Genomic DNA, 20,982 nt, shown 5'->3' on the forward strand with positions numbered 1-20,982 from the left:
GATTAGTAATTTAATTTCATTCATGAAAAAATCTGTTTTTGCTTTATTGATTTTATTACTTGTTTCTTGTCAGTCTAATAAAAAAGAAGATAAGAAAGAACTTATTGTTGCAAAACCAGTTAGTGAAGTTGAAATTGAAGAAGAAAACGACAGTTTAATTTATAAGATTGAAGAAAATACAATAGTAATTGCAGGAGATACATTAAAAATTGAAGCTCCTTTTCTTTATTCTTTTGAAGGAATACTTGAAGCAGACAAAAAAATACAAATTCATATTTCTAATAAATTGACCGAAGAATATGGAGGCTATTGGAAATCTGGCAGACTTTATATTGATGGGGAGAAGCAAGTTTTCGGTTTTGGAATTATAAAAGATAAAAAAGATAATTTCTACACTGGAAAAGTATATTATGATGCAAATGAAAGTGAAAAAACTATTTGCAATCTTAAATTATACAATTTAGGAACAGAGAAAATGTTTATAGAATGCTTTTACAATAAAAAGAGCTACAAAATTTTTCCTAGTAAAAAATTTCCATCGTATAAATGCTTTGATAAAATAGATTATACATTATTTGATACAAGGGAAGCTTATAAAAAAGGTACGGCAAGAGATTATACGCCATCAAGAGATTATATTTTCATTGGAGAAATGATATCAAATGATAAAAGCTTTGACGTTTTAAGTTCTAATTTGAAATATTTATTTAGTGATTCACTAAGTATAAAAGACCATAGAGGATGGAAACATAATTTTGATATTAAAAAAGCTCAAAAAGAAGAGGATAATTATATGTCAGAAAGTTTATTTACAAGTTCTCCCATTTTTATAGATTCAGATATCTACGTGTTTTCTAGTTACTTTTATAGTTATATGGGTGGAGCACACGGCATGTATCATACATCATATGATAATTATGAAATAAGTACTGGGAAAAAAATTGAAATAACTCAAATTTTAAAAACGAAAGATGAAGATTTTATTGAGTTTTATGATAATAGAGTAAGAACTGAATGTGGAGATACAGCACCTTTAGGTATAATATCTCTTGCAAATAATTTTTATATTTTGCCAACAGGAATTACTTTTTCATATGCTCCTTATGAATTGCTTGGTTTTGCAGGTGGTGAGCCAGACTTTTTTTTCAGTTATGAAGAATTAGAACCTTATATTTTAAAAAATACTATTCTGAATAAGTATTATTCGAATTAGAGATAATACTAATTCGAAAATTTGATTTTTCAGAAAAAACACAAATTTATAATTTCGAATATAAATAATGAAAGACGAAGAAGACGATAACATAATTCCAAACGACGACGAAAATAATCAGGATGAAAACCAGACTGATGACAATCAAAATGGAGATGATGATGAGGTTATTGATGTAGATGCCAAACATTTTGAAGGGCAGCATTTTTACGAAAATCAGGAAGAAGAAGGCGAAGACGTGATTACCAAAGTAACCGGAATGTACAAAGACTGGTTTTTGGATTATGCTTCGTACGTAATTCTGGAACGTGCTGTACCTGCAATTGAAGACGGATTTAAACCTGTTCAACGTCGTATTATGCACTCGCTTAAGGAGTTGGATGATGGTCGTTATAATAAAGTTGCCAATGTAGTAGGACACACCATGCAGTATCACCCACACGGAGATGCGAGTATTGGCGATGCGATGGTACAGATTGGTCAGAAAGATTTATTGATTGACTGTCAGGGTAACTGGGGAAATATTTTAACAGGCGACGGTGCTGCAGCGCCCCGTTATATCGAGGCACGTTTATCTAAGTTTGCTTTAGAAGTTTTATATTCTCCAAAAATCACTGAATGGGGATTATCTTATGACGGTAGAAAGGCTGAACCAATTAATCTGCCGGTAAAATTTCCATTGCTTTTAGCACAAGGAGCAGAAGGTATAGCCGTTGGTTTATCAACTAAAGTTCTGCCTCATAACTTTAACGAATTGATTGATGCTTCGATTAAAATCTTAAAAGGAAAACCGTTTACGCTTTACCCTGATTTTATGACGCAAGGTATTGCCGACGTTTCGAATTATAATGACGGAATGCGCGGCGGACGTGTGCGTGTGCGTGCTAAGATTTCGCAGTTAGATAAAAATACATTGGTAATTACTCAGATACCGTTTTCTACCAATACATCGAGTTTAATTGACAGTATTTTGAAAGCCAATGAAAAAGGCAAAATCAAAATCAAGAAAATTGAAGACAATACAGCGGCAGATGTTGAGATTTTAATTCATCTTTTCCCGGGTGTTTCTCCAGATAAAACTATTGACGCTTTATTTGCATTTACAGCTTGTGAAACTTCTGTTGCGCCTCTAGGTTGTGTTATCGAAGATAATAAACCATTGTTTATAGGCGTTTCGCAAATGTTGAGAATTTCGACTGAAAGAACGGTTGAGCTTCTTAAACAAGAGCTTGAAATTCAGTTAGAAGAATTAAAAAATAAATGGCATTTTTCTACTTTGGAGAAAATCTTCATTCGTGAAGAAATGTATATCAACTTCAAATTATACGGAGATAGAGAATCGCTTTACAAATATTTGTACGACAGTTTTGAGCCTTTCAAAAAATCATTTGTTAGAGAAATCAACGACGACGATTTACAAAGACTGACTCAGATTCCGATGATTCGTATCACACGTTTCGATTCTGATAAAGCCGATGAACTGATTTCGAGATTGGAAGACGAAATGAAAGAAGTAGAACATAATCTGGAACATTTAACAGATTTTGCCATTGCTTATTTTACCAAATTAAAAGAGAAATACGGAAAAGGACGTGAGCGCCAGACTGAACTTCGCATTTTTGATAACGTTGAGGCTACAAAAGTAGTTTTAAGAAACACCAAACTATACGTAAATCGCGAAGAAGGATTTGTAGGAACAAGTTTAAAGAAAGACGAATACGTTGGCGATTGCTCTGATATTGACGATGTAATTGTCTTTTTACGAGATGGTACAATGATGATTACAAAAGTTGATGCCAAAACTTTTGTGGGTAAAGATATTATTCATGTAGCGGTATTTGATAAAAACGATAAGCGCACTATTTATAATATGATTTATCGTGACGGAAAATCAGGTCCGTCTTATATCAAGCGTTTCAATGTTTCTGGAGTTACTAGAGATAAAGCATACGACTTAACAAATGGAACAAAGGGGTCACAAGTTGTCTATTTTTCACATAATCCAAATGGTGAAGCTGAGGTTGTAACGATTTTATTAAGACAAATTGGAACGATTAAAAAACTGAAATTCGATATTGATTTTGCAGCTTTAGCCATTAAAGGGCGAGGTTCTAAAGGAAATTTAGTAACCAAATATCCAATCAAGAAAATCGAATTAAAAGAAAAAGGAATTTCAACCTTACTGCCAAGAAAAGTCTGGTTTGATGATACTGTAAAACGTTTAAATGTTGATGCAAGAGGAGAACTTCTGGGTGAGTTTAAACCAACTGATAAAATATTAATTATTAGTCAGTCAGGTAAATTAAAGGTAATTATTCCGGAATTGTCTACTCATTTTGAGGAGGATATGATTGTACTGGAAAAATGGAAACCTAAAAAACCAATTTCTGCAATTTATTACGACGGAGAAAAACAGCGTTATTTCTTAAAACGTTTTCTTGTTGAAAATGAAGGAAAAGAAGAAAGCTTTATTACCGATCATCCAAATTCGCAATTAGAAATCGTTTCGACAGACTATCGTCCGGTGGCACAATTGGTTTTTGCAAAAGTAAAAGGAGTTCAAAAAGAGGATCTTCATATTGATGTAGAAGATTTTATAGCTGTAAAAGGTTTTAAAGCTTTAGGAAATCAATTAACTACAGATAAATTAAAACAAGTTAATCTGCTTGAACCACTTCCTTACGAAGAACCCGTAGAAGAAGTTCCTGAAAAACCAGAATTATCAGAAGATGATTCGGTGGAAACAGAATTAGATGATGACGGCCAAATTGGTTTGGTTTTAGAATAAAATAAAAACGCTGAGAGTTTCTCAGCGTTTTTTTATGGAGTTAATAAAATCAATAACTAACATAAAATATTAACTTCCACAATGTTTTTTATCCATTTTACTTCATTATTTTCAATAACCACTTTTATAACGTCTCCGTCTTTTACCTCGCCAGAAATTATTTTCTTAGCCAAAGGTCGTCTCAAATGGCTTCTAATAATACTTTTGATTGGTCTTGCCCCGTATTTTGCGTTATAGCCATTTTCGGCGAGATAGAGTTTGGCTTCCATCGGAATTTCAACCTTAATATTGATATTTTTCAATAAATCCATAAACTCTTTTTTCAGGTGAATTTCGAAGATTTTCAAAGCATTTTCTTTGCTAATGGGCGCAAAAGGTACAATTTCGGTTAATCGGCCTAAAAATTCGGGTCTAAAATAATTTCCCATAATTTCCATTAAAGAATTTGAAGTCGGAATTTGGCCTTTATTAAAGGTTTCAATAATATGATCTGCACCAATATTTGAGGTGAATAGAATTATAGCATTCGAGAAATCACCTTCTTTACCTAATCGATCATGAAGTTTTCCTTCATCCATAATTTGCAAGAAAACATCGTATACAGAAGTATGTGCTTTTTCAATTTCATCAAACAAAACAATTGAGTACGGGTTTTGTCTGATTTTGTTTACCAGTAATCCACCTTCTTCATACCCTACATATCCTGGAGGTGCTCCGTAGAACAACAAGCAAAAGAAAGTAGTTTTTCAAAAAACAACGATCCTTATTTAATGATAAAACCAAAAAATGATGGAACAGTAGGCAAAAATTTTAGAATAAATTTCTGGTCAACTTGTGCAGAAGAAGGAAACGATATTAAAGCAGGAACCGTATTAGAATGTAAGGATTTATATTTCGCAAGTAAAAATGCAATCTTAATGACAAACACTGTTGGTGGTTTAAACAAGCAGAATAATAAAGACCGAATTCTGGCCTATAGAAATGCACTTCTAACACGCGGTCGAATTGTAACTCTTGCCGACATTAAAGCGTTTGGATACAATCATTTTAAGAATTCTATAAACGATATCAGAATAGAGAAAGGAACTAGAAAAGAAATCTCAGTAAAAGCTGGTTTTAGTCGCACAGTAGATATCTTTATCACTACCAACGAACATGAAAAAAAATATTTATCAAATGAAGAATGGAATTATCTCTGCGATAGCTTTATGAAAAATTTACAAAACAGATCTTCGAATATTTTTCCGTACCGAATGTTTGTAGAATAAGTAAAAAATGCCGAAAACTAACAGTTTTCGGCATTTTTATTCTTCTGGATTTATTTTGGTTTTACTGGTATTTTTTATCTGTGAGGGTTTTCATAAAAGCAACAAGGTCTTTTTCTTCGTTTTTGGTTAGCTTTAGTTTATCAAAAGGGAGTGTTTGGTTTTCGACTTCCAGTCCTAAACCTTTTCCTCCTCCTTTGTTGTAGAAATCAACTACTTCTTCGAGAGTTTTGAAAACACCATTGTGCATATATGGAGCCGTTACAGCCGCATTTCTAATAGTAGGCGTTTTAAAAGCGCCAACCAGTTGTGGCATTTTATTGTATAAATAGCGTCCTTGATCTGCACTTAGTTTTTTACCTGAAGCATCTTGTGGTGTGCCAATAACTTCATGCTCGCTTTTAGAATAACTCGGCGGAACAGTTCCGTTAAACAATGGCGTAAAATGGCAGGTGGCACATTTTGCTTTTCCCATAAAAAGATTCATTCCGTTTATTTCCTCTTTTGTTAAGCTGTTTTTGCCTCCTCTCATGTACTCATCAAATCGGGAATCGAAAGCATTTAGAGATCTGACATAACTTGCGATTGCATTTTGAATTTGCCAAGTTTCTGGTTTTTGAGTTTTTGGATAAGCCTTTTTGAAAAGATTGATATATGCTGCATTCAAAAGAATTTTAGCGTGAATATCGTCCATAGAACCATGCATTTCATCTTTATTCTGAATTACATCGACGCTTTGTTTCTCTAAATCCAATTGGCGCATATCCCAAAATTGAGCATTCTGCAAAGAAGCGTAGGTAAGGGTAGGAGTATTTCTTGCCAAGTTTGAACCCGTCAAAGAAACATTGGTTTTTAATCCGTCAGTAAAAGCTTTTTCTGGATTATGGCAGGTTGCACAGCTTCTGTTATTGTCTTTAGACAAGCTGGTGTCATAAAAAAGTTTTTCACCCAATTTTGCTTTATCTGCTGTAAAATTATAATCTTTAGACAGCACAAAAGCATTCACATCAAATGCATTTTTGTCGAATAGAGTTTCGATATCTTGTTTTAACGGACTGGTTTTGTTTACGTTTTTAATATTTTCTTCTGTCTGAAAAGCTTTTATTTTTTTAGAAATCGGATTCAAATATTCCGTGATAAAAAAAGCTCTGTCAAAAGCATTGAAATTATTATTTTCTTGGCAATATTGATTTGCTTTTACTGCCACATTCTTTAAATCAATTAAAGATTTATTTTTGGAATTGATTATTTGAAGTGTTTCAGAAATTGAAATTAAACTTTCTCCCGCTTCAGGAATAGAAGACTGTAAAATTGGACTGTCAAAACCTGTAATTCCTAATGCAATCACTCTAAAAACATTTTGTTCAAGAGCATCGAGAACATAATCATCACTTATTGTAATAGCTTCAAAATTACTTTTTAATTGCTTGATATTAGATTGAAAGATATGGAGTTCGCGAATCACATTTTCTTTATCTTCAATTTTATATTCAGGGTAAATCATTTCTTCAATAACTTGAAAACCATGCGGTTCAAAAGATCTGTTTTCTTCCAATTCCATTTCGTCCAAAGCCGGCCCATTCATAAAACGGGCTGTTTCTGGAATAAAATATTCAATTGCCCATTCTATTTTTTTATAAAATAAACGGGATTTTTTAAATTGTTCGACAATTTCTTTTGGAGCAGCATTATCATTTACAAGCTTCTGAAATTGTACAATTTCATTATTTAATTTATTTAAATCAATAAGAAGATTCTGTTTGATAGTATTTTTCGAGGATTCATTTTTCTGACACGAAAAGAAGAAGCATAGTGCTAAAAACAGAAAAGAAAAGTGCTTTAATTTCATAATAATATTTTATAACAACAACCCTTATTGGTAAAATAAGGGTTGTCAATTATATTTTATGTTAAACATAATCTCTTAATGGCAAATGTTTTTAAGATATTAAGAATAAGGCTTTGAACTAAACCAAGACTCATTAAGTTAAAACGATGTATGCTTAATTTTCTTGACAAAGTTTGGCTTGATTAACTTAATTCTCTTAATGGTTCAATTTTTTTTTACCATTAAAATATTTGTAATTATTATCGTTGTACGTTTCTAATAATTACAGTCTGACCTCCTTCAATGTTACTGCTAGTTCCTGAACCATCAGCATCTTCGAAATCACTACTTTTCCAAGTATGAGGGTGAATATTTACGGTAAAAGTATCAGGAACACCAATAAGGTCAGATATATCTTCCATAGCACCATATTCCCAACTTCCAAATCTCATTTCTCCAGACGGGTTGTAAAGCGCATTCCAAGCTGTATCTGTTCTTTTGTGGTTCATATTTAACCACGCTTTATTTTGTTTTGTAGCAATGTTGTATTGCCAGATGTATGAATCATGTTTTGCATCAGCATAATAGCTATCACCATCTTCCTGAATGTAAACAAAGTTTTCAGTTACACATAAGTTATCAGGATTGATAATTCCCGTTCCTGGAGTACTGTCGCCTTCAACAGCCAATTCTATAGTTCCTTTTAATGGATTTGCAGCATCCAGTTTCAGTTTGTAAACTCTTCCCCACATTGTATAGCCATCTACAGGAGCATTGTTTGTTGCCTGTCCAGTTGCGGTAAAATAGATTTCTCTGTTGTTACTTGCGCTTCCTTTTCTATAATCTACGTCTTCAACTCTCGAAAAACGAATTGCTTTTAGATCATTAACCGTTGTATTGATTACCGCTCCAGTTAGGTTTTTAGCATTTGGAATTTCAACAAATTCAACTGGGTATGAGTTATTTAAAGTCATAGACATTTCAACTTGATTTCCGTCTGTTCTCTTTAAAGCGTATAATTTTCCGTTTGATAAATCACCAACTGTACTTACGTACATAATCACCTGACCTGCACTTGCGTGAGAAGTTGCATAAGACTGATCTTCTCCAATTAAAATTACAGTTTTTCCAGGATAAGCCTCTTTTGGAAGCGGAACAGCATTTTCCATACTAGCTTTTCCAAGAGCTGGTAAAACTCTATCTTTTCTTGCTTTGTCTGAAGTTAATCCCAAAGGGTTGATTCCGTGAACCATACTTTCCTGACCGCTTTCTCCCGCTGTTAGAAAGATTGGTCCAAATCCGTGAATTTCTGGAGTAGCCAAAGTCGCAGAACACAAACGAGTTAAACCTCCAACACCGTCAACGATATAATCTCCTTTTACAGGTTTAAAAGTTTTGTCTAAATAAACTCTTGAAACCGATTGAAGAATCTCATGGTTTGTAATCATGATATAACCGTCTCCGTTTGGATCTTTCATTAATCCCGCACCATCTGGCTGTGCACCATAAATAAATGAAGGAGATTCTGGAAGTACATCTGAACTAGCGATAAGGGTACTAATTTTTAGATTTTCAAATCCAGTCATTGCATAGACAAAAGGAGGAACTTTTGAATGTGAAGTAAAATCGATGTTTGTGTTAACACCATTTGATCCGTCTTTCTTGTCGTCATCATTGCAGCTTATTGCTGTAAATCCTGCAATTCCAAGCAAGGCAATAGATTTTAAAAAGTTAGCTTTCATAATTGTTTTTGTTTTTTTTGATTAGATCAAAACTATCTATCCAAAACAAAATACATGTTATGCCTATTTTTTCTTTTTGCTAATTTTTATAAGTCATGTATTACTAAAAGGTAAATAATGAAGCGTAAATGTAAATTTAATATTCATAAAAAAATCTTAAAGCGGTTTAAAAAGCTGATTTAAATTGGTAGCTTTTTTCTCCTTTAACTTTTTCACAATTTTAAGAAATGCAATTGCTGTAATGTAAGCATCGCCCAAAGCAGTATGACGATCTTTTTTAGAAATATCAAATTTATCAGCAAGATCGTCTAGCGTATAATGATCTTTTCTTTCAAACAAATGCGATTGAATTAATGTCTTTTTGTACAAATAAGCGGTATCTAAAGTTTTATTTGTTAACTGAGGAAGTCCATTACGTTCTAGAGCTTTGTTAATCATTGTTACATCAAAAATAGTATGATGCGCAATAATTATAGCATCGCCCAAAAAATCTAAAAATTGTTTTAAAGCTTCTGATTCTGTAGGACGTTGAATAACAAAAGCTTTCAAAATTCCATGAATTTGAGCCGTACTTTTATCATAATGATCTTGTTCTATATAAACTTCAAAACTTTCTTGAACAGAAATGATTCCGTTTTGAAGAACTAGAGCACCGATACACAAAATACGGTCATTATCGTAATCAAAACCTGTAGTTTCGGTATCTAAAACAACAAAACGAGTTTCTTCAATCGTGATATTTTCATCAAATAGATTGATTTCCTCTTTTTTCCAAAAATTCAATAAGCTCATATTATACCAAGTTTGAAATATTAAAACGTACCGAAATAAGTTCCTGAAGTTCTTTAATGGTTTTAAAAGTGCGTTTCAGTTTGATTTTTTCCATTTTTGTCAACGATTCCAATTCTATAAACTGACCAGAATCGTGATGCAGAAGACCTTGTTTTGTTCTGAATTTTAGTAAAGCTTTAAACGAATACGAACAAGATAAATACAATTCTCTATTATTAGGTTCCAATTCGGCCAGTTTTTCAAAACGTTCAGCCGTGTTGCTAATTCCTTTTACCGAATGCGATAAAATTAGCACACGCGCAGCATCTGTCAAAGGCATTAAAGCACGTCTTTTAATGTCAAAATTATCTTTGTTGGCACCATCTTGCTCAACTAAAAACTGTCTAAAGAAACCAGTAGGAGATGGGCTTTGCAAAGCACCGCTCACCAAATGCATATAAAAAATTGGATTTGCCTTAATGGTTTCAAAAATATAATCAGATAGTTGACTTGCCGTTTCGGTATCGCCATAAGTCACGCTATAATCAAAGAAAATAAACGATAACAAAACCTCATTTTTCCCAGGATTGGTAATCCAATGATGTACCTGACTTTTCCATTCGTCTAAACTCATACACCATTTCGGGCTCGATGCCATCATGTCGGCAGGGCAATAATCGTAACCAATTTCAAAAAGCCCTTTATTGACAAGACCTGCAAATTTTGAAAAATAAACTCTAGTTTCGTCTCTAAAAACCTCGTTTACATTTTCGTATACAATAGCATTATCCTGATCGGTATGCAGCATTTGTTCACCACGTCCTTGGCTTCCCATTGCCAGCCAGGCAAATTTTACCGGAGGCGGACTGCTCATTTTATCGATACAGATTTCAATTACTCTAGTTGTGCAGGCTTCGTTAAGTTCGGTAATGATTTTAGTAATCAAAGTCATCGGGATATTTTGATCCAGATAACCTTGCAGCAGCTGCATAATTCGATTGCGAATTGGCTTTATTTCCTTTATTTTTTTAGCTCTTTTCAAAGCCTTAATCAAAACCGCAGGATTATTTCCAAGCGCAACCATAACGTCATGTTTAGATAAAATTCCAACCGCTTTAGTATTTACAGTTCCATCTTTCGTTAAACACAAATGGCTAATATCGCTTTTCATCATCGCCATCTGCGCCTCGGTAACCGTCATTTTTTTAGAATACGTAATAACCGGTTTTGTCATTATGGTTTCTGCCGTTGTTGTAATTGGAAAATCTCCAGTTACAATTTTATTTCGAAGATCCTTATCGGTCAGAATACCAATAGGAAGCATCTCGTCTACAATCAAAATAGCACCGACTTTTTTCTTACTCATTATTTTTGCAATATCTCTCGCGGTTGTTGACGGACTGCAGGTTACAATTTTTTTTGAATATTTAATAGGTGCGAGATCAAAAGAATGATTACTTGAATGAAGATTTTCATCTAAAATACCGTCACCGTACAATTTATCTTTATGAATATCTGAATACGGATTTCGGGTGTTTGAGGCATAACTTTCTATCAGGAAATTTCCAATATTTCTATTTTCAAGCGCATAAGGTTTAAAAACCGCGATCGGGATAGCATACAAAATACTTTCTTCGTGCGCTACGGCTTCCATAATATAGTTTTCTTGTGCCAAAAGCGGACGCAGACCAAAGATATCACCTTCGTCACACATGTCTAAAACACTATTTTTAGTGCTTTTTTTCAAAGCAACCGCACCTTTATGCACCACATAAAACGAATCGTGAGTTTTGTCATTTTCTGCAAAAATTACACTGTCTTTTTCTTTATAAATTATAGAAATCTGCTCAGAAAGCTTTTCTAGTTCTCTCTGATGAAGAAAATTAAAAGGCGGATAATTCTTTAAAAAGTCAGCAACTCTTTGCGAAATGGTATTTTTCATTGGTCGGTTAGATTAGAGTTCTAAAATACTATTTAAAATAGAAATGTAAAAGAAACACGTTTTTTATTTTTTTAGGTGCTGAGGTGCTAAGATTCTAAGTTTAAAATCTTTGCGACTTTGCGTCTTTGCGCGAAATTTTTACAAGCAGAACATAAAAAAAAGCTCCCCAAAAAGGAAGCTTTAATAAGTATTCATTTCTTCGCGACTTTGTGCCTTTGTGGCAAAAAAAACTTTAAACTATTTAATCGACTTTATAAACCGTGCCTCGCTGTTTTTCTTCAGAACCAACAAGTCCGTATTCAAAAGTATAAGAATCTTTAGAAGTGTTTAGAATCTTCATACTGATTGCCTTTTCTTCGGCCATATTTTTAGGATGTTTTTTTTGTAAAACATACTCGCAGTCGCTTACCCAACGAATAGTTGCTGTATCTGTTTTTCCTTCAAAAGTTTCGATTTCAATATCGCCTTTACGTTCAAAATATGTTGTTTTTTTCTCGCCGTTGACTTCAGTTTCAAACTTGAATTTCCCAGTTTTAAAATCTTTACAATTGTGTTCTGTTTGATAACATGAAACTAATGCTAGAAGAGGGAATAAGAATATATTTTTTTTCATTTTAGATAAGTTGTTTTTTTAGGAGCTAATTACTTCATCAGTCGCTATCGCTCGTGTCCTGCTTTCCATTTCAATCTTTTTGTTTTTGGCAGCAAAAACAAAAAGGATTTCTCCCGAAGCTTCGGGACAATCAGGGCTAGGGCATTCGTTTTCAAAAGATCTTTTTAATTAAAGAATAAAAAGAAAATGACTAAAGTTAGAAAAGTCAGAAATATTAAATTTCTTTTCCTGTTTTTAAAACTTTGTTCTTCAGTTAAATTTGTTCTACAAAATTTAATTAGGATCCACCAGCATGTTCCGCCAAAATTTGCATAGTATTTTATCATTTTAATCTTTTTAATTCATCGTCTGTAAAGTTCTTGATTTCTTTTTCTTTGGCAAACTTTTCAGCGTTGTAATTTTCCGATTTATTTTTCGGAATCGATAAACTTGTCCATTCGCTATTTTTCAGTTGTTTGGCATAAAAAACAATCTGCCCAACATGATACGGATAATGCGCCAGTTGACGATTTATGGCTTCAATAACGGTATGGCCTTCATTTCGAATATAAATAATATCAGAAAGCTGTTCGGGTATTAAGTTTTCTAAAGCATTTTCGAGACAATTCCAGCCTTCGTTCCAGAGATGTAGAACTTCTTCTTTAGATTGGAGATCGTTTTCAAATTCTGAGTCGCGATTGCGCCATTCTTTCTCGCCGTCGGTAGTTAAGAAATCGGTCCATCGCGAAAGCATATTTCCAGAAATATGTTTTACGATCGTTGCAATAGAGTTAGTATCGTCATTTAGAGCAGCAAAAAGCTGTTCTGGTTCAAGCTGATCCATTGCTTTTTCGCCCAGCATTTTATAATATAAAAACTGTTTTTTGACGCTTTCTAAATAAGTTGTGTTAGCTTCCATAATATTTTAGCAACGAATTGAACAAATTTTCACAAATTAAAAATTGGAGTTCTCTTTAAATGAATAATAAAATTAGTGGAAATTCGTGGAATTCGTGGCTAAAAAAAATTAAACAATTTTAATGTCGTATTTGTCTAATAATCCAACAATTCCCTCGGTAGAGAATCGTGCTTTTTTCATCGGATTAAATTCAGGATCGATTTTATAATTGTACGCCGTTCTAAAATCTACTCCAGCTAATTGTGTTTCATTAAAAATAGCGCCGTCTAGATTGCAATTGTCAAAAACAGAATTGGTTAAGTTAGTTCCGATAAACGTTACTTCGCGAACAGAAGAATTGATAAACTGCGTTTTCGGCATTTTTTTATTCGAAAATAAAGCATAATCCAGAACACATTCGTCAAAATGAACTTGGAAGAGAAAATCATCACATTCGTTAAAAGCGATTCCTAAAAGCTTGCAGTTTTTGAAAGTAACATTTTTTAAACTCGTTTCTGCAAGACTTGTCATAGAAAGATTGCAGTCTATAAATTCGCAATCTAAAAAAGTATTGGAATTAAAATTACTATTAGAAAAGTCACAGTTTTTAAAAACACAATCTTCAAACTCTCGATTGTTTATTTTTTTGTCGATATAAACAACCTTGTCAAATGTTTTCTGAATGTGAATTAAACTTTCCATGAGTATTTTTTAGGTTTTTGAGCATTGTGACGCACTCTCAAGATATAAATCGCTGTATCTGTTATTTGATAAGATACAGCATAATGGTAAACAGAATAAACTCGAAAATTTCCATTATTATCGGTTTTTTGTTTATCAAGTTTGTAAATTTCAGGACTAGTTTTTAGAATTTCAGTACTGTCAAATATGGTATTGACTACTTTATCTGCAATTCTGAGTGATTTACTTTCAAAGAATATATAAAAATGAATATCTTCCAGCTGTTCAAGTGCAGTTTTAGTCCAGACTATTTTCTTCCCCATTTTTTTGCAATCTCTCTCGCTTCATCTTCATTGTAAATATTTCCTTTTGAAATATCGTCTAACGCATTGTTGATATCGATATTATAAGCAGAATCTGTATCTACAGCAGTATTATTTATCGATTGTAAAAGATGTTTTAATTTCTCAACAAAAGAAGGGTCTTTGACTTTGTCAATTTCTTTATGTATCCAGTTTATTTCGGCTTTAATATCCATAACAAAAATTTTAGTAAAGATACAAATTAGTCATTAAAAATCCCTTTCATTATAATCTTCAATCCTAAAAAGCTTAATAGCATAGAACTTAGGCAAGCCATAATCCCTATCCCTAAAACCAGATAATGCCAGTTGGTATGCTGATTTTGAAATGCATTATAAATCAAAGTTGGCCCTAAAAACATTAAAGGTAAAGCACCGCTTAAATATTTAATTCCTTTTCCTAATAATTTTTTATTTGTTGCCATGTCTTTTTTATTTCAGGTTTTAGTTTTATTGTTTCAGGTTTCAAGCTTAAAAAAAATAGCAAAGTTGGAAAACCTTAGTACCTTAGTTTCTTTACACCTTTGGACCTTGTAAATAATTATCAACAGCATTTCTCACGCTGCCGTATTTTTTTAATAATGCTGCGCCTTCTTCATAAGAAACCGGAATTTCGTCCATAATCATTTTTACGCCGCGGTCAACCAGTTTCACATTACTTAACTGCATGTCGACCATTTTATTGCCTCTTACTTTTCCAAGCTGAATCATAGATGCGGTCGAAATCATATTTAGAACTAGTTTCTGTGCCGTTCCAGCTTTCATTCTCGAACTTCCCGTTACAAATTCTGGTCCTACAACTACTTCTATAGGAAATTGAGCCGTCAAAGCTAACGGACTTCCAGCATTACAAGTAATACATCCTGTAACAATATTGTTCTGATTACAGGTTTCTAAACCGCCTATAACATAAGGAGTTGTGCCAGAAGCAGCAATTCCGATTACAACGTCATTTTCTCCGATATTATGATTTTGCAGATCAACCCAAGCTTGTGTTGGATTATCTTCAGCGTTTTCTACAGCACGTCTTATGGCTGTATCACCGCCTGCAATAATGCCATTTACTAAATCAAACGGAACACCAAAAGTTGGCGGACACTCAGAAGCATCAACAACACCAAGTCGGCCAGAAGTTCCAGCGCCTATATAAAACAATCTTCCGCCTAGCTTTAGTTTTGCAACAATCTGAGGTATTAGAGCTTCTATTTGTGGTAAAGCTTTCTCGACTGCATAAGGCACGGTTTTATCTTCCTGATTAATATTAGATAACAATTCATGAACAGACATCTTCTCTAAATGTTCATATTTTGAGGCTTGTTCAGTAGTTTTCGTAAATGTCATTTTATCGTTATTTAGACTCGTCAAAATTAATATATTTTATCTCAATCTTGCAAAGTCTCAGAGATTTAAAATCAATTTTTTTCTTCTGTTTTTTCTCTACAAAGACCCTTTTGATCGACCTTTGTTACAAAAGTGAAAACATTTATATTTGTTGATCAATAAAAGAATGAATGGATAAATTAGCATTTTTAGATAGCGTTGCTCGTATTGCTGTCTTTGTTTCGTTATTACTGGCACTTTTTTTACTTACGGTAAAAACGGAAAATAAATTGGCTAATAGATTATTTGCTTGTTTTATTATTTTTACAGCAATTGATATCAGTGGACTTCTTGATTACGAATTTCCGAAGGAATATATAGATTTAGAAATCTTTAGAAGCTCATTTTGCTTGCTGGAAATGCCAATGATTTATCTGTATGTTTTGGCAGTTTGTTACAGTGACTTTAAGTTAAAGTGGAAGCATTTACTTTATGCAATTCCATTTTTTATCATGAATTTGTTTTCGTACGTGGTTTTTATTTGAAATCAGTAAATGAAAAAACGGAGCTTTTAGCTAATTATAGTCAAATGCCAGAGATTTACTTTTTTCAAGCTATGATGGAAATTCAATTTTGGCTCTGTATTATTGGAGTGTTTTTAATTTTGAAAAATACAGAAAAATTTATCTCGAAAATTACACCAACCCAAGTGCTTCTACCTACAAATGGCTTTTTCAGATGAATTGTGTTTTTGTGGTCATGCACTCTTTTACTGTTTCAAAAAACATGTTAAAATACATTGTTAACAGAGATACTTGGCTTTGGGCAAATGTTATCGTGATCATTATGGCTTTGTCTGTAATCTGCTGGTTTGTTATGAAAGCCTTGAATCATCCTGAGTTATTTCGAGGCATCAATTCCAGATTACATTTAACAAAAGAATTTCTTCCTCAGGAAAATGTAGATTCAATCGAAACAAAAAGCAATCATAATGAGGCTGTTGTATCTCAAATTTCGGCATTAAAACAATATATGGAAGAAAAAGAACCCTATCTGGATCCGTCGCTTACCATTCAGGAATTGGCAAATCAAATTGAGATTCCAGCTCGTGATTTGTCAGTTTTAATAAATCATGAAATGGATCAGCATTTTTTTGATTTCGTAAATGAATATCGCATTCAAAAAGCAATGCGAATCCTTAAAGATGAATCAAAAAGTCAACTTACTGTTCTGGAAATCTTGTACGAAGTTGGTTTTAATTCCAAATCATCGTTTAATACCTCTTTCAAAAAATATACAAATTTAACGCCAACGGCTTTCCGAAACGCTTCATAATAAAGGTTTTGTAAAAAGTCGAACGTTTTATGTAATAAAGTCGAACCAATTTCTTCTAAAGAAATTGGTTCGACTTTTTTTGTCGGTCGAATCTGGAAAATTTCTAAGGCAACTTTGCTTCAAATTAATCGAAACAAGTTTAAAATTAGAAACCATGAAAAAATTACAATTCCTTATCTTTTTAGTATTGCCTTTATTTTGTCTGGCACAATCAATTAAATTAAAAGGAAAAATAGCCAACGAAAAAACACCTTTAGAATGGGCAGATATTTCTATATTGAATTCTGAAGACAAAATTATCGACGGAACTTCAACCAAAGCGGACGGCTCTTTTGAAATCAATCTTAAAAAAGGAACTTATAAAATAGGAGTGAGTCTTGTGGGTTATAAAGAAGTAGAAAAGAATATCGTTTTAGAAAATGATCTTGATTTAGGAATTATTACTTTAATAGAAAACACAACGAAATTGGTAGAAGTTGTTGTTCAGTCTAAAAAGAAAACTATCGAACAGAAAACAGATCGTTTGGTCTATAATCTAGAAAACAATGTTGCCAATGTTGGAGGAGATGCTTTAAGTGCAATAAATACCGCGCCTGGAGTTGTGGTTCAAAATAATACAATTAATATATTAGGAAAAGGAACTTCAAGAGTTATGATTGACGGAAGGATTATTGAATTAACAGGTGAGGAATTGAATAACTTTTTGAAATCAATTTCTGCTGCTGATATCAAGAATATCGAAGTTATAAGCAATCCACCAGCAAAATATGAAGCCGAAGGAACTGGCGGATTGATTAATATTATTATGAAAAAAGGAACTCGTGATTCTTGGAAGAATTCTACAACTGTTTCTTACGATCAGAATAAATACGGAATTTTTACTTTAAGAGATAATTTCTTTTATAGCAAAACAAATTTCGTTTGTCGGCAAGCTTTAATGGAAAAACGGGATATAAAAATGTAGATGAAATCTCGGACGTTTATTTTGAGGATGGACTTTCGAATTTGAATGCGAGAACAAAAGCAAAAAACGAAAATCTATCAGGAAAATTGGCTTTGGATTATGATTTTTCAGAAAAAACTACAGTTGGTTTTCAAGTTTTAAATGATAGAACTAATCCTGATTTTCAATCAGATATTATAGTTAAAAAGTATAATGCACAAAATCAATTGCAAAATTATATTGTCAATAACAGTTTTGCAGACAGAGCATCGGGCAATCAAACCTATAATGCGCATTTGATTACAAAACTGGATACGTTAAACCGAAAATTATCATTTGATGTGGATTACTTTAACTACAATTCAAAATTTGATCGTGAATTTACTGCGAATAATTATTTAGCAGATGGAACTTTTGTAGATGTCAATCAATCAGGAAGAAATATTTCGAACCAGGATATTGATAACTGGAGTTTTAAAGCCGATATGGAACATCCTTTAAAAGCTTTAAACTTATCTTACGGTGTAAAATTGAGTTTTACAAACAGTATTAGTGATGTACTTTTTTATGATGCAATTTCAGGAACTCCCGTTTTAGATCTAATGCAATCAAACCGTTTTAAATACGCCGAAAAGAATCAGGCAGTTTACATTAACGGAGATAAAAAAATAAGTGAAAAATGGAATCTTCAATTGGGATTAAGGTTAGAAAACACAGAAACAAACGGATTTTCTGAAACGCTAAATCAGGAAACTGTCAATAATTATCTAAAATTGTTTCCAATGTTTTTTGCTTCTTATAAGAAAAATGAGAATAATACTTTTAGTCTGAATTATGGAAGAAGAATCAACAGACCACGTTTTGATTTACTGAATCCATTCCGAATCTACATTAGTAGTAATAGTTATGCTGAAGGGAATCCGTTTTTAAAACCTTCTTTTAGTGATAATTTTGAATTTGCGCATTCGTACAAAGAAATTCTGAGAACTAGTGTTTATGTTAATTCAGTTACCAATGGTTATGGAGTTTTGTTTACTTCAAATCCAGAAACAAGTACGCAGATCATTACGCGTGACAATTATTTTAAAAGCTTAAATTATGGTGTTGGCGAAAGTTATTCTGAGAGTTTTGCAGATTGGTGGCAAAGTGAAAATTCATTGTATTTTTTAGGCGCAAAAACAGAATTCATTAAGGATATCAGCGCAACGCCATCTAATAGTTTACAAATTGATTTTACGACAAACAACACTTTTGTTTTAGGAAAAAACACGAAGCTTCAAATGGATTTTAATTACAGTACACCTTTTAAAAGTGGTTTGTATGAAATAGGTTATGCTTCAAGTTTTGATATTGGTTTCAAACAGGATTTGTTCAATAAAACGCTTCAGATTGCATTTTTAGCCAATGATATTTTTAATGTTTCTTATTTAAAAGATTTTACTTCGGTGGTAAATGGCGTAAAACAGGTTTATAGCAATAACGAAAGCAATCGATTTGTACGTTTGTCTCTGATTTACAATTTTGGAAATAAAACGATAAATGTAAAGGAACGCAATTTTGGAAATCAGGAGGAGAGAAAGAGAACGGGGAATTAGTCCTTAGTCCTTAGTTTTTAGTTTCTTTGTGCTTGGTTTTCACTCTTAGTTTAGTTATTTTCTAATCTCATACTAAGGACTAAGAGCTAGGCACTAAGGACTATAAAAAGAAAGCCAATAAAATCCCTAAAACAATCATAGAAACTTTAGCAATGTTGAATTTATGTCCTTCGCTGCTTTCGAAAATAATTGTTGAGGAAATGTGAAATAAAATTCCGATTACGATTGCTGTTATTTCGGTGTAATATTTACTTAAAAAGGGCAAATATTCTGAAGCCACGGTTCCTAGCGGTGTCATAATGGCAAAAGTAAGCATGAAGGCGAAAATGGCTTTTTTGTTTAAATCGGCATTAATGAAAAATGTCGTTAAGATTACCGCAATTGGCAAGTGGTGAATGGCGATTCCGATTGCTAAACCGTGATGATGGCTTACAGGAAAACCCTCTAAAAAGGCATGAATACACAAACTGATAAACAAAAGCCAGGGAATTTGAGACATTTTTGCATGTCCGTGAACGTGTCCGTGTTCGGCGCCTTTTGAGAAAAATTCAAGAACGATCTGGAATAAAATTCCGACCATGATAAAGATTCCAATACTATGACTGTGCGATTTGTAAACCTCAGGCAATAGATGCATTACGGTTAATGACAATAAAAAAGAACCGCTGAAGGCCAGCAGTAATTTTAAATTGGTTTTGTTTTTTGGTTTTATAAACAAAGCCACGCTATATCCTAAAAGTACAGAAAATAAGGGTAGTAGATAATTCATTCTTTTTGTTTAATCGTTTTTTGTTTAATTGTTTAATCGATTTTTCTGTCAGTCTGTTTAGCGATTAAACAAATTAACGGTTGAACGATTAAATCTATTTAAAAATCATGATTAATCTTTCGCTTTCGGTTTTGTGGAATTTTTTGAGTTTGTAATCTCCAAAAATGTCGAGAAGAAAAATTCCGGCTTCGTCCATTAAATCCTGAAAGTCTTTCAAAGTTAGTGCTTTTACTTTTTCTGTAAAATGATATTTTCGGCCTTTGTCTTCAAAATCAATTTCTTTAAGAATATGTCCGTCTTCAACATATCTTTTAATGTGGAAATCAATATCGTCAACCGTTTTCACTTCTTCAGGAACAAGGTTTTCAATAACGTTTGTCACGTTCATAAAATCAATAACGGCAAAACCATATTCAGATAAGCTTTCTTTAATAGCTTTTAAAGTTGTAAGGTTGTCATCGTCGCTTTCGAAATAGCCAAAACTTGTAAAAAGATTGAAAATGGCATCGAATTTTTCTTCAAAAGGTTCGCGCATGTCGTGCACTTTAAAATGAAGTGTTTCGTTGCTGTTTTTGCTGGCTTCGGCAATGCTGTTCTCAGACAAATCGGCTCCTAAAACATCGTAGCCCAATTGATTTAAATAAATAGAATGACGGCCTTTTCCGCAAGCTAAATCCAAAACTTTTGCTTTCTCAGGCAAGTTCAGATAATGCGTTAAATTGTCCATGAAAATTTGAGCTTCACGATAATTTCGATCCTTATAAAGAATGTGATAATAGGGCGTATCAAACCATGAAGTATACCAGTTTTGATCGTCGCCTTCTTGATTCGGGATAGATGCGTTATGTTTTTCAGACATTTATTCTATTTCAATTAATTCAAAGTCCGGCAAATTTAGTGTATTTTTGCCGAAAAATAACTATTTCGCTTCGATACGTA

The 20,982-nt window shown here is 32.8% G+C and carries 20 protein-coding genes and 1 pseudogene; 7 read left to right on the top strand and 14 right to left on the bottom strand.

All coding sequences use genetic code 11. From position 1 onward, the window contains the following. The first annotated feature begins 22 nt into the window (after nucleotides 1–22). A complete protein-coding gene (locus EG814_RS04720; RefSeq protein WP_125719442.1) occupies nucleotides 23–1,213 on the top strand; it encodes an RsiV family protein in 1,191 nt (396 codons plus the stop codon). Between the two features lie 67 nt (nucleotides 1,214–1,280). Continuing rightward, nucleotides 1,281–4,001 (top strand): DNA gyrase/topoisomerase IV subunit A, encoded by a 2,721-nt coding sequence (locus EG814_RS04725; protein WP_125719443.1) that lies wholly within the window; start codon nucleotides 1,281–1,283, stop codon nucleotides 3,999–4,001. Nucleotides 4,002–4,057: 56 nt separating this feature from the next. Here the strand turns inward: EG814_RS04725 and EG814_RS04730 are convergent. Continuing rightward, nucleotides 4,058–4,726 (bottom strand): annotated as a pseudogene (locus tag EG814_RS04730) (AAA family ATPase); the annotation flags it as partial. 45 nt (nucleotides 4,727–4,771) lie between these two features. Here EG814_RS04730 and EG814_RS04735 point away from each other — a divergent pair. Further along, the gene (locus EG814_RS04735) at nucleotides 4,772–5,269 is read left to right on the top strand and encodes a hypothetical protein (protein WP_235830908.1); all 498 of its coding nucleotides are present in this window, start codon (nucleotides 4,772–4,774) and stop codon (nucleotides 5,267–5,269) included. A gap of 61 nt (nucleotides 5,270–5,330) precedes the next feature. Here the strand turns inward: EG814_RS04735 and EG814_RS04740 are convergent, their stop codons facing one another. The 11 genes from EG814_RS04740 to murQ form a co-directional block, all read right to left on the bottom strand. Continuing rightward, a complete protein-coding gene (locus tag EG814_RS04740; RefSeq protein ID WP_125719444.1) occupies nucleotides 5,331–7,115 on the bottom strand; it encodes a cytochrome-c peroxidase in 1,785 nt (594 codons plus the stop codon). Between the two features lie 239 nt (nucleotides 7,116–7,354). Continuing rightward, on the bottom strand, nucleotides 7,355–8,836 hold the full coding sequence (locus EG814_RS04745; RefSeq protein WP_125719445.1) for a PhoX family protein: 1,482 nt from the start codon (nucleotides 8,834–8,836) through the stop codon (nucleotides 7,355–7,357). Nucleotides 8,837–8,992: 156 nt separating this feature from the next. Beyond that, entirely contained in the window at nucleotides 8,993–9,628 is a 636-nt protein-coding gene (locus EG814_RS04750) for a 3'-5' exonuclease (protein ID WP_125719446.1), read from the bottom strand. A gap of 1 nt (nucleotide 9,629) precedes the next feature. Beyond that, the gene (locus EG814_RS04755; protein WP_125719448.1) at nucleotides 9,630–11,549 is read right to left on the bottom strand and encodes a DUF294 nucleotidyltransferase-like domain-containing protein; all 1,920 of its coding nucleotides are present in this window, start codon (nucleotides 11,547–11,549) and stop codon (nucleotides 9,630–9,632) included. Nucleotides 11,550–11,790: 241 nt separating this feature from the next. After that, nucleotides 11,791–12,162 (bottom strand): DNA topoisomerase IV, encoded by a 372-nt coding sequence (locus EG814_RS04760; RefSeq protein WP_125719449.1) that lies wholly within the window; start codon nucleotides 12,160–12,162, stop codon nucleotides 11,791–11,793. Nucleotides 12,163–12,484: 322 nt separating this feature from the next. Then, a complete protein-coding gene (locus tag EG814_RS04765; RefSeq protein ID WP_125719451.1) occupies nucleotides 12,485–13,060 on the bottom strand; it encodes a DUF1572 family protein in 576 nt (191 codons plus the stop codon). Between the two features lie 108 nt (nucleotides 13,061–13,168). Beyond that, nucleotides 13,169–13,741, bottom strand: a complete 573-nt coding sequence (locus EG814_RS04770) for a pentapeptide repeat-containing protein (RefSeq protein WP_125719453.1) — start codon at nucleotides 13,739–13,741, stop codon at nucleotides 13,169–13,171. After that, entirely contained in the window at nucleotides 13,729–14,043 is a 315-nt protein-coding gene (locus EG814_RS04775; protein ID WP_125719455.1) for a type II toxin-antitoxin system RelE/ParE family toxin, read from the bottom strand. Before EG814_RS04775 ends, EG814_RS04770 begins: the two co-directional genes overlap by 13 nt. Beyond that, the gene (locus EG814_RS04780; protein WP_125719457.1) at nucleotides 14,028–14,258 is read right to left on the bottom strand and encodes a hypothetical protein; all 231 of its coding nucleotides are present in this window, start codon (nucleotides 14,256–14,258) and stop codon (nucleotides 14,028–14,030) included. Before EG814_RS04780 ends, EG814_RS04775 begins: the two co-directional genes overlap by 16 nt. Nucleotides 14,259–14,284: 26 nt before the next feature. Then, complete coding sequence (locus EG814_RS04785; RefSeq protein WP_125719459.1) at nucleotides 14,285–14,506, bottom strand: DUF6095 family protein; 222 nt, start codon at nucleotides 14,504–14,506, stop codon at nucleotides 14,285–14,287. Between the two features lie 91 nt (nucleotides 14,507–14,597). Next, the gene (gene murQ, locus EG814_RS04790) at nucleotides 14,598–15,422 is read right to left on the bottom strand and encodes an N-acetylmuramic acid 6-phosphate etherase (protein WP_125719462.1); all 825 of its coding nucleotides are present in this window, start codon (nucleotides 15,420–15,422) and stop codon (nucleotides 14,598–14,600) included. 170 nt (nucleotides 15,423–15,592) lie between these two features. Here murQ and EG814_RS21150 point away from each other — a divergent pair, with 170 nt between their 5' ends. From EG814_RS21150 to EG814_RS04800, 4 genes are all read left to right on the top strand, one after another. After that, the gene (locus EG814_RS21150; protein ID WP_235830909.1) at nucleotides 15,593–15,946 is read left to right on the top strand and encodes a hypothetical protein; all 354 of its coding nucleotides are present in this window, start codon (nucleotides 15,593–15,595) and stop codon (nucleotides 15,944–15,946) included. A 241-nt stretch (nucleotides 15,947–16,187) separates the two neighbouring features. Continuing rightward, nucleotides 16,188–16,736 carry a helix-turn-helix domain-containing protein gene (locus EG814_RS21155; protein ID WP_235830910.1) on the top strand — a complete coding sequence of 183 codons (549 nt, stop codon included), beginning with the start codon at nucleotides 16,188–16,190 and terminating at the stop codon, nucleotides 16,734–16,736. Between the two features lie 154 nt (nucleotides 16,737–16,890). Beyond that, nucleotides 16,891–17,700: a carboxypeptidase-like regulatory domain-containing protein gene (locus tag EG814_RS21160; RefSeq protein ID WP_235830911.1), complete on the top strand. Its 810-nt coding sequence runs from the start codon at nucleotides 16,891–16,893 to the stop codon at nucleotides 17,698–17,700. Continuing rightward, nucleotides 17,658–19,274 (top strand): outer membrane beta-barrel family protein, encoded by a 1,617-nt coding sequence (locus EG814_RS04800; protein ID WP_235830912.1) that lies wholly within the window; start codon nucleotides 17,658–17,660, stop codon nucleotides 19,272–19,274. The genes EG814_RS21160 and EG814_RS04800 overlap by 43 nt, the downstream gene beginning before the upstream one ends. Before the next feature lie 100 nt (nucleotides 19,275–19,374). On the opposite strand, the gene EG814_RS04805 is transcribed toward EG814_RS04800, so the two are convergent. Together EG814_RS04805 and EG814_RS04810 are read right to left on the bottom strand one after the other, a co-directional pair. Then, nucleotides 19,375–20,043, bottom strand: coding sequence for a ZIP family metal transporter (locus EG814_RS04805; protein WP_125719464.1), 669 nt, complete (start codon nucleotides 20,041–20,043; stop codon nucleotides 19,375–19,377). Between the two features lie 94 nt (nucleotides 20,044–20,137). Next, the gene (locus tag EG814_RS04810) at nucleotides 20,138–20,902 is read right to left on the bottom strand and encodes a class I SAM-dependent methyltransferase (protein ID WP_125719466.1); all 765 of its coding nucleotides are present in this window, start codon (nucleotides 20,900–20,902) and stop codon (nucleotides 20,138–20,140) included. Nucleotides 20,903–20,982: the final 80 nt, after the last annotated feature.

It is taken from the genome of Flavobacterium ustbae, from assembly GCF_003946915.1.
GTDB classification, from domain to species: domain Bacteria; phylum Bacteroidota; class Bacteroidia; order Flavobacteriales; family Flavobacteriaceae; genus Flavobacterium; species Flavobacterium ustbae.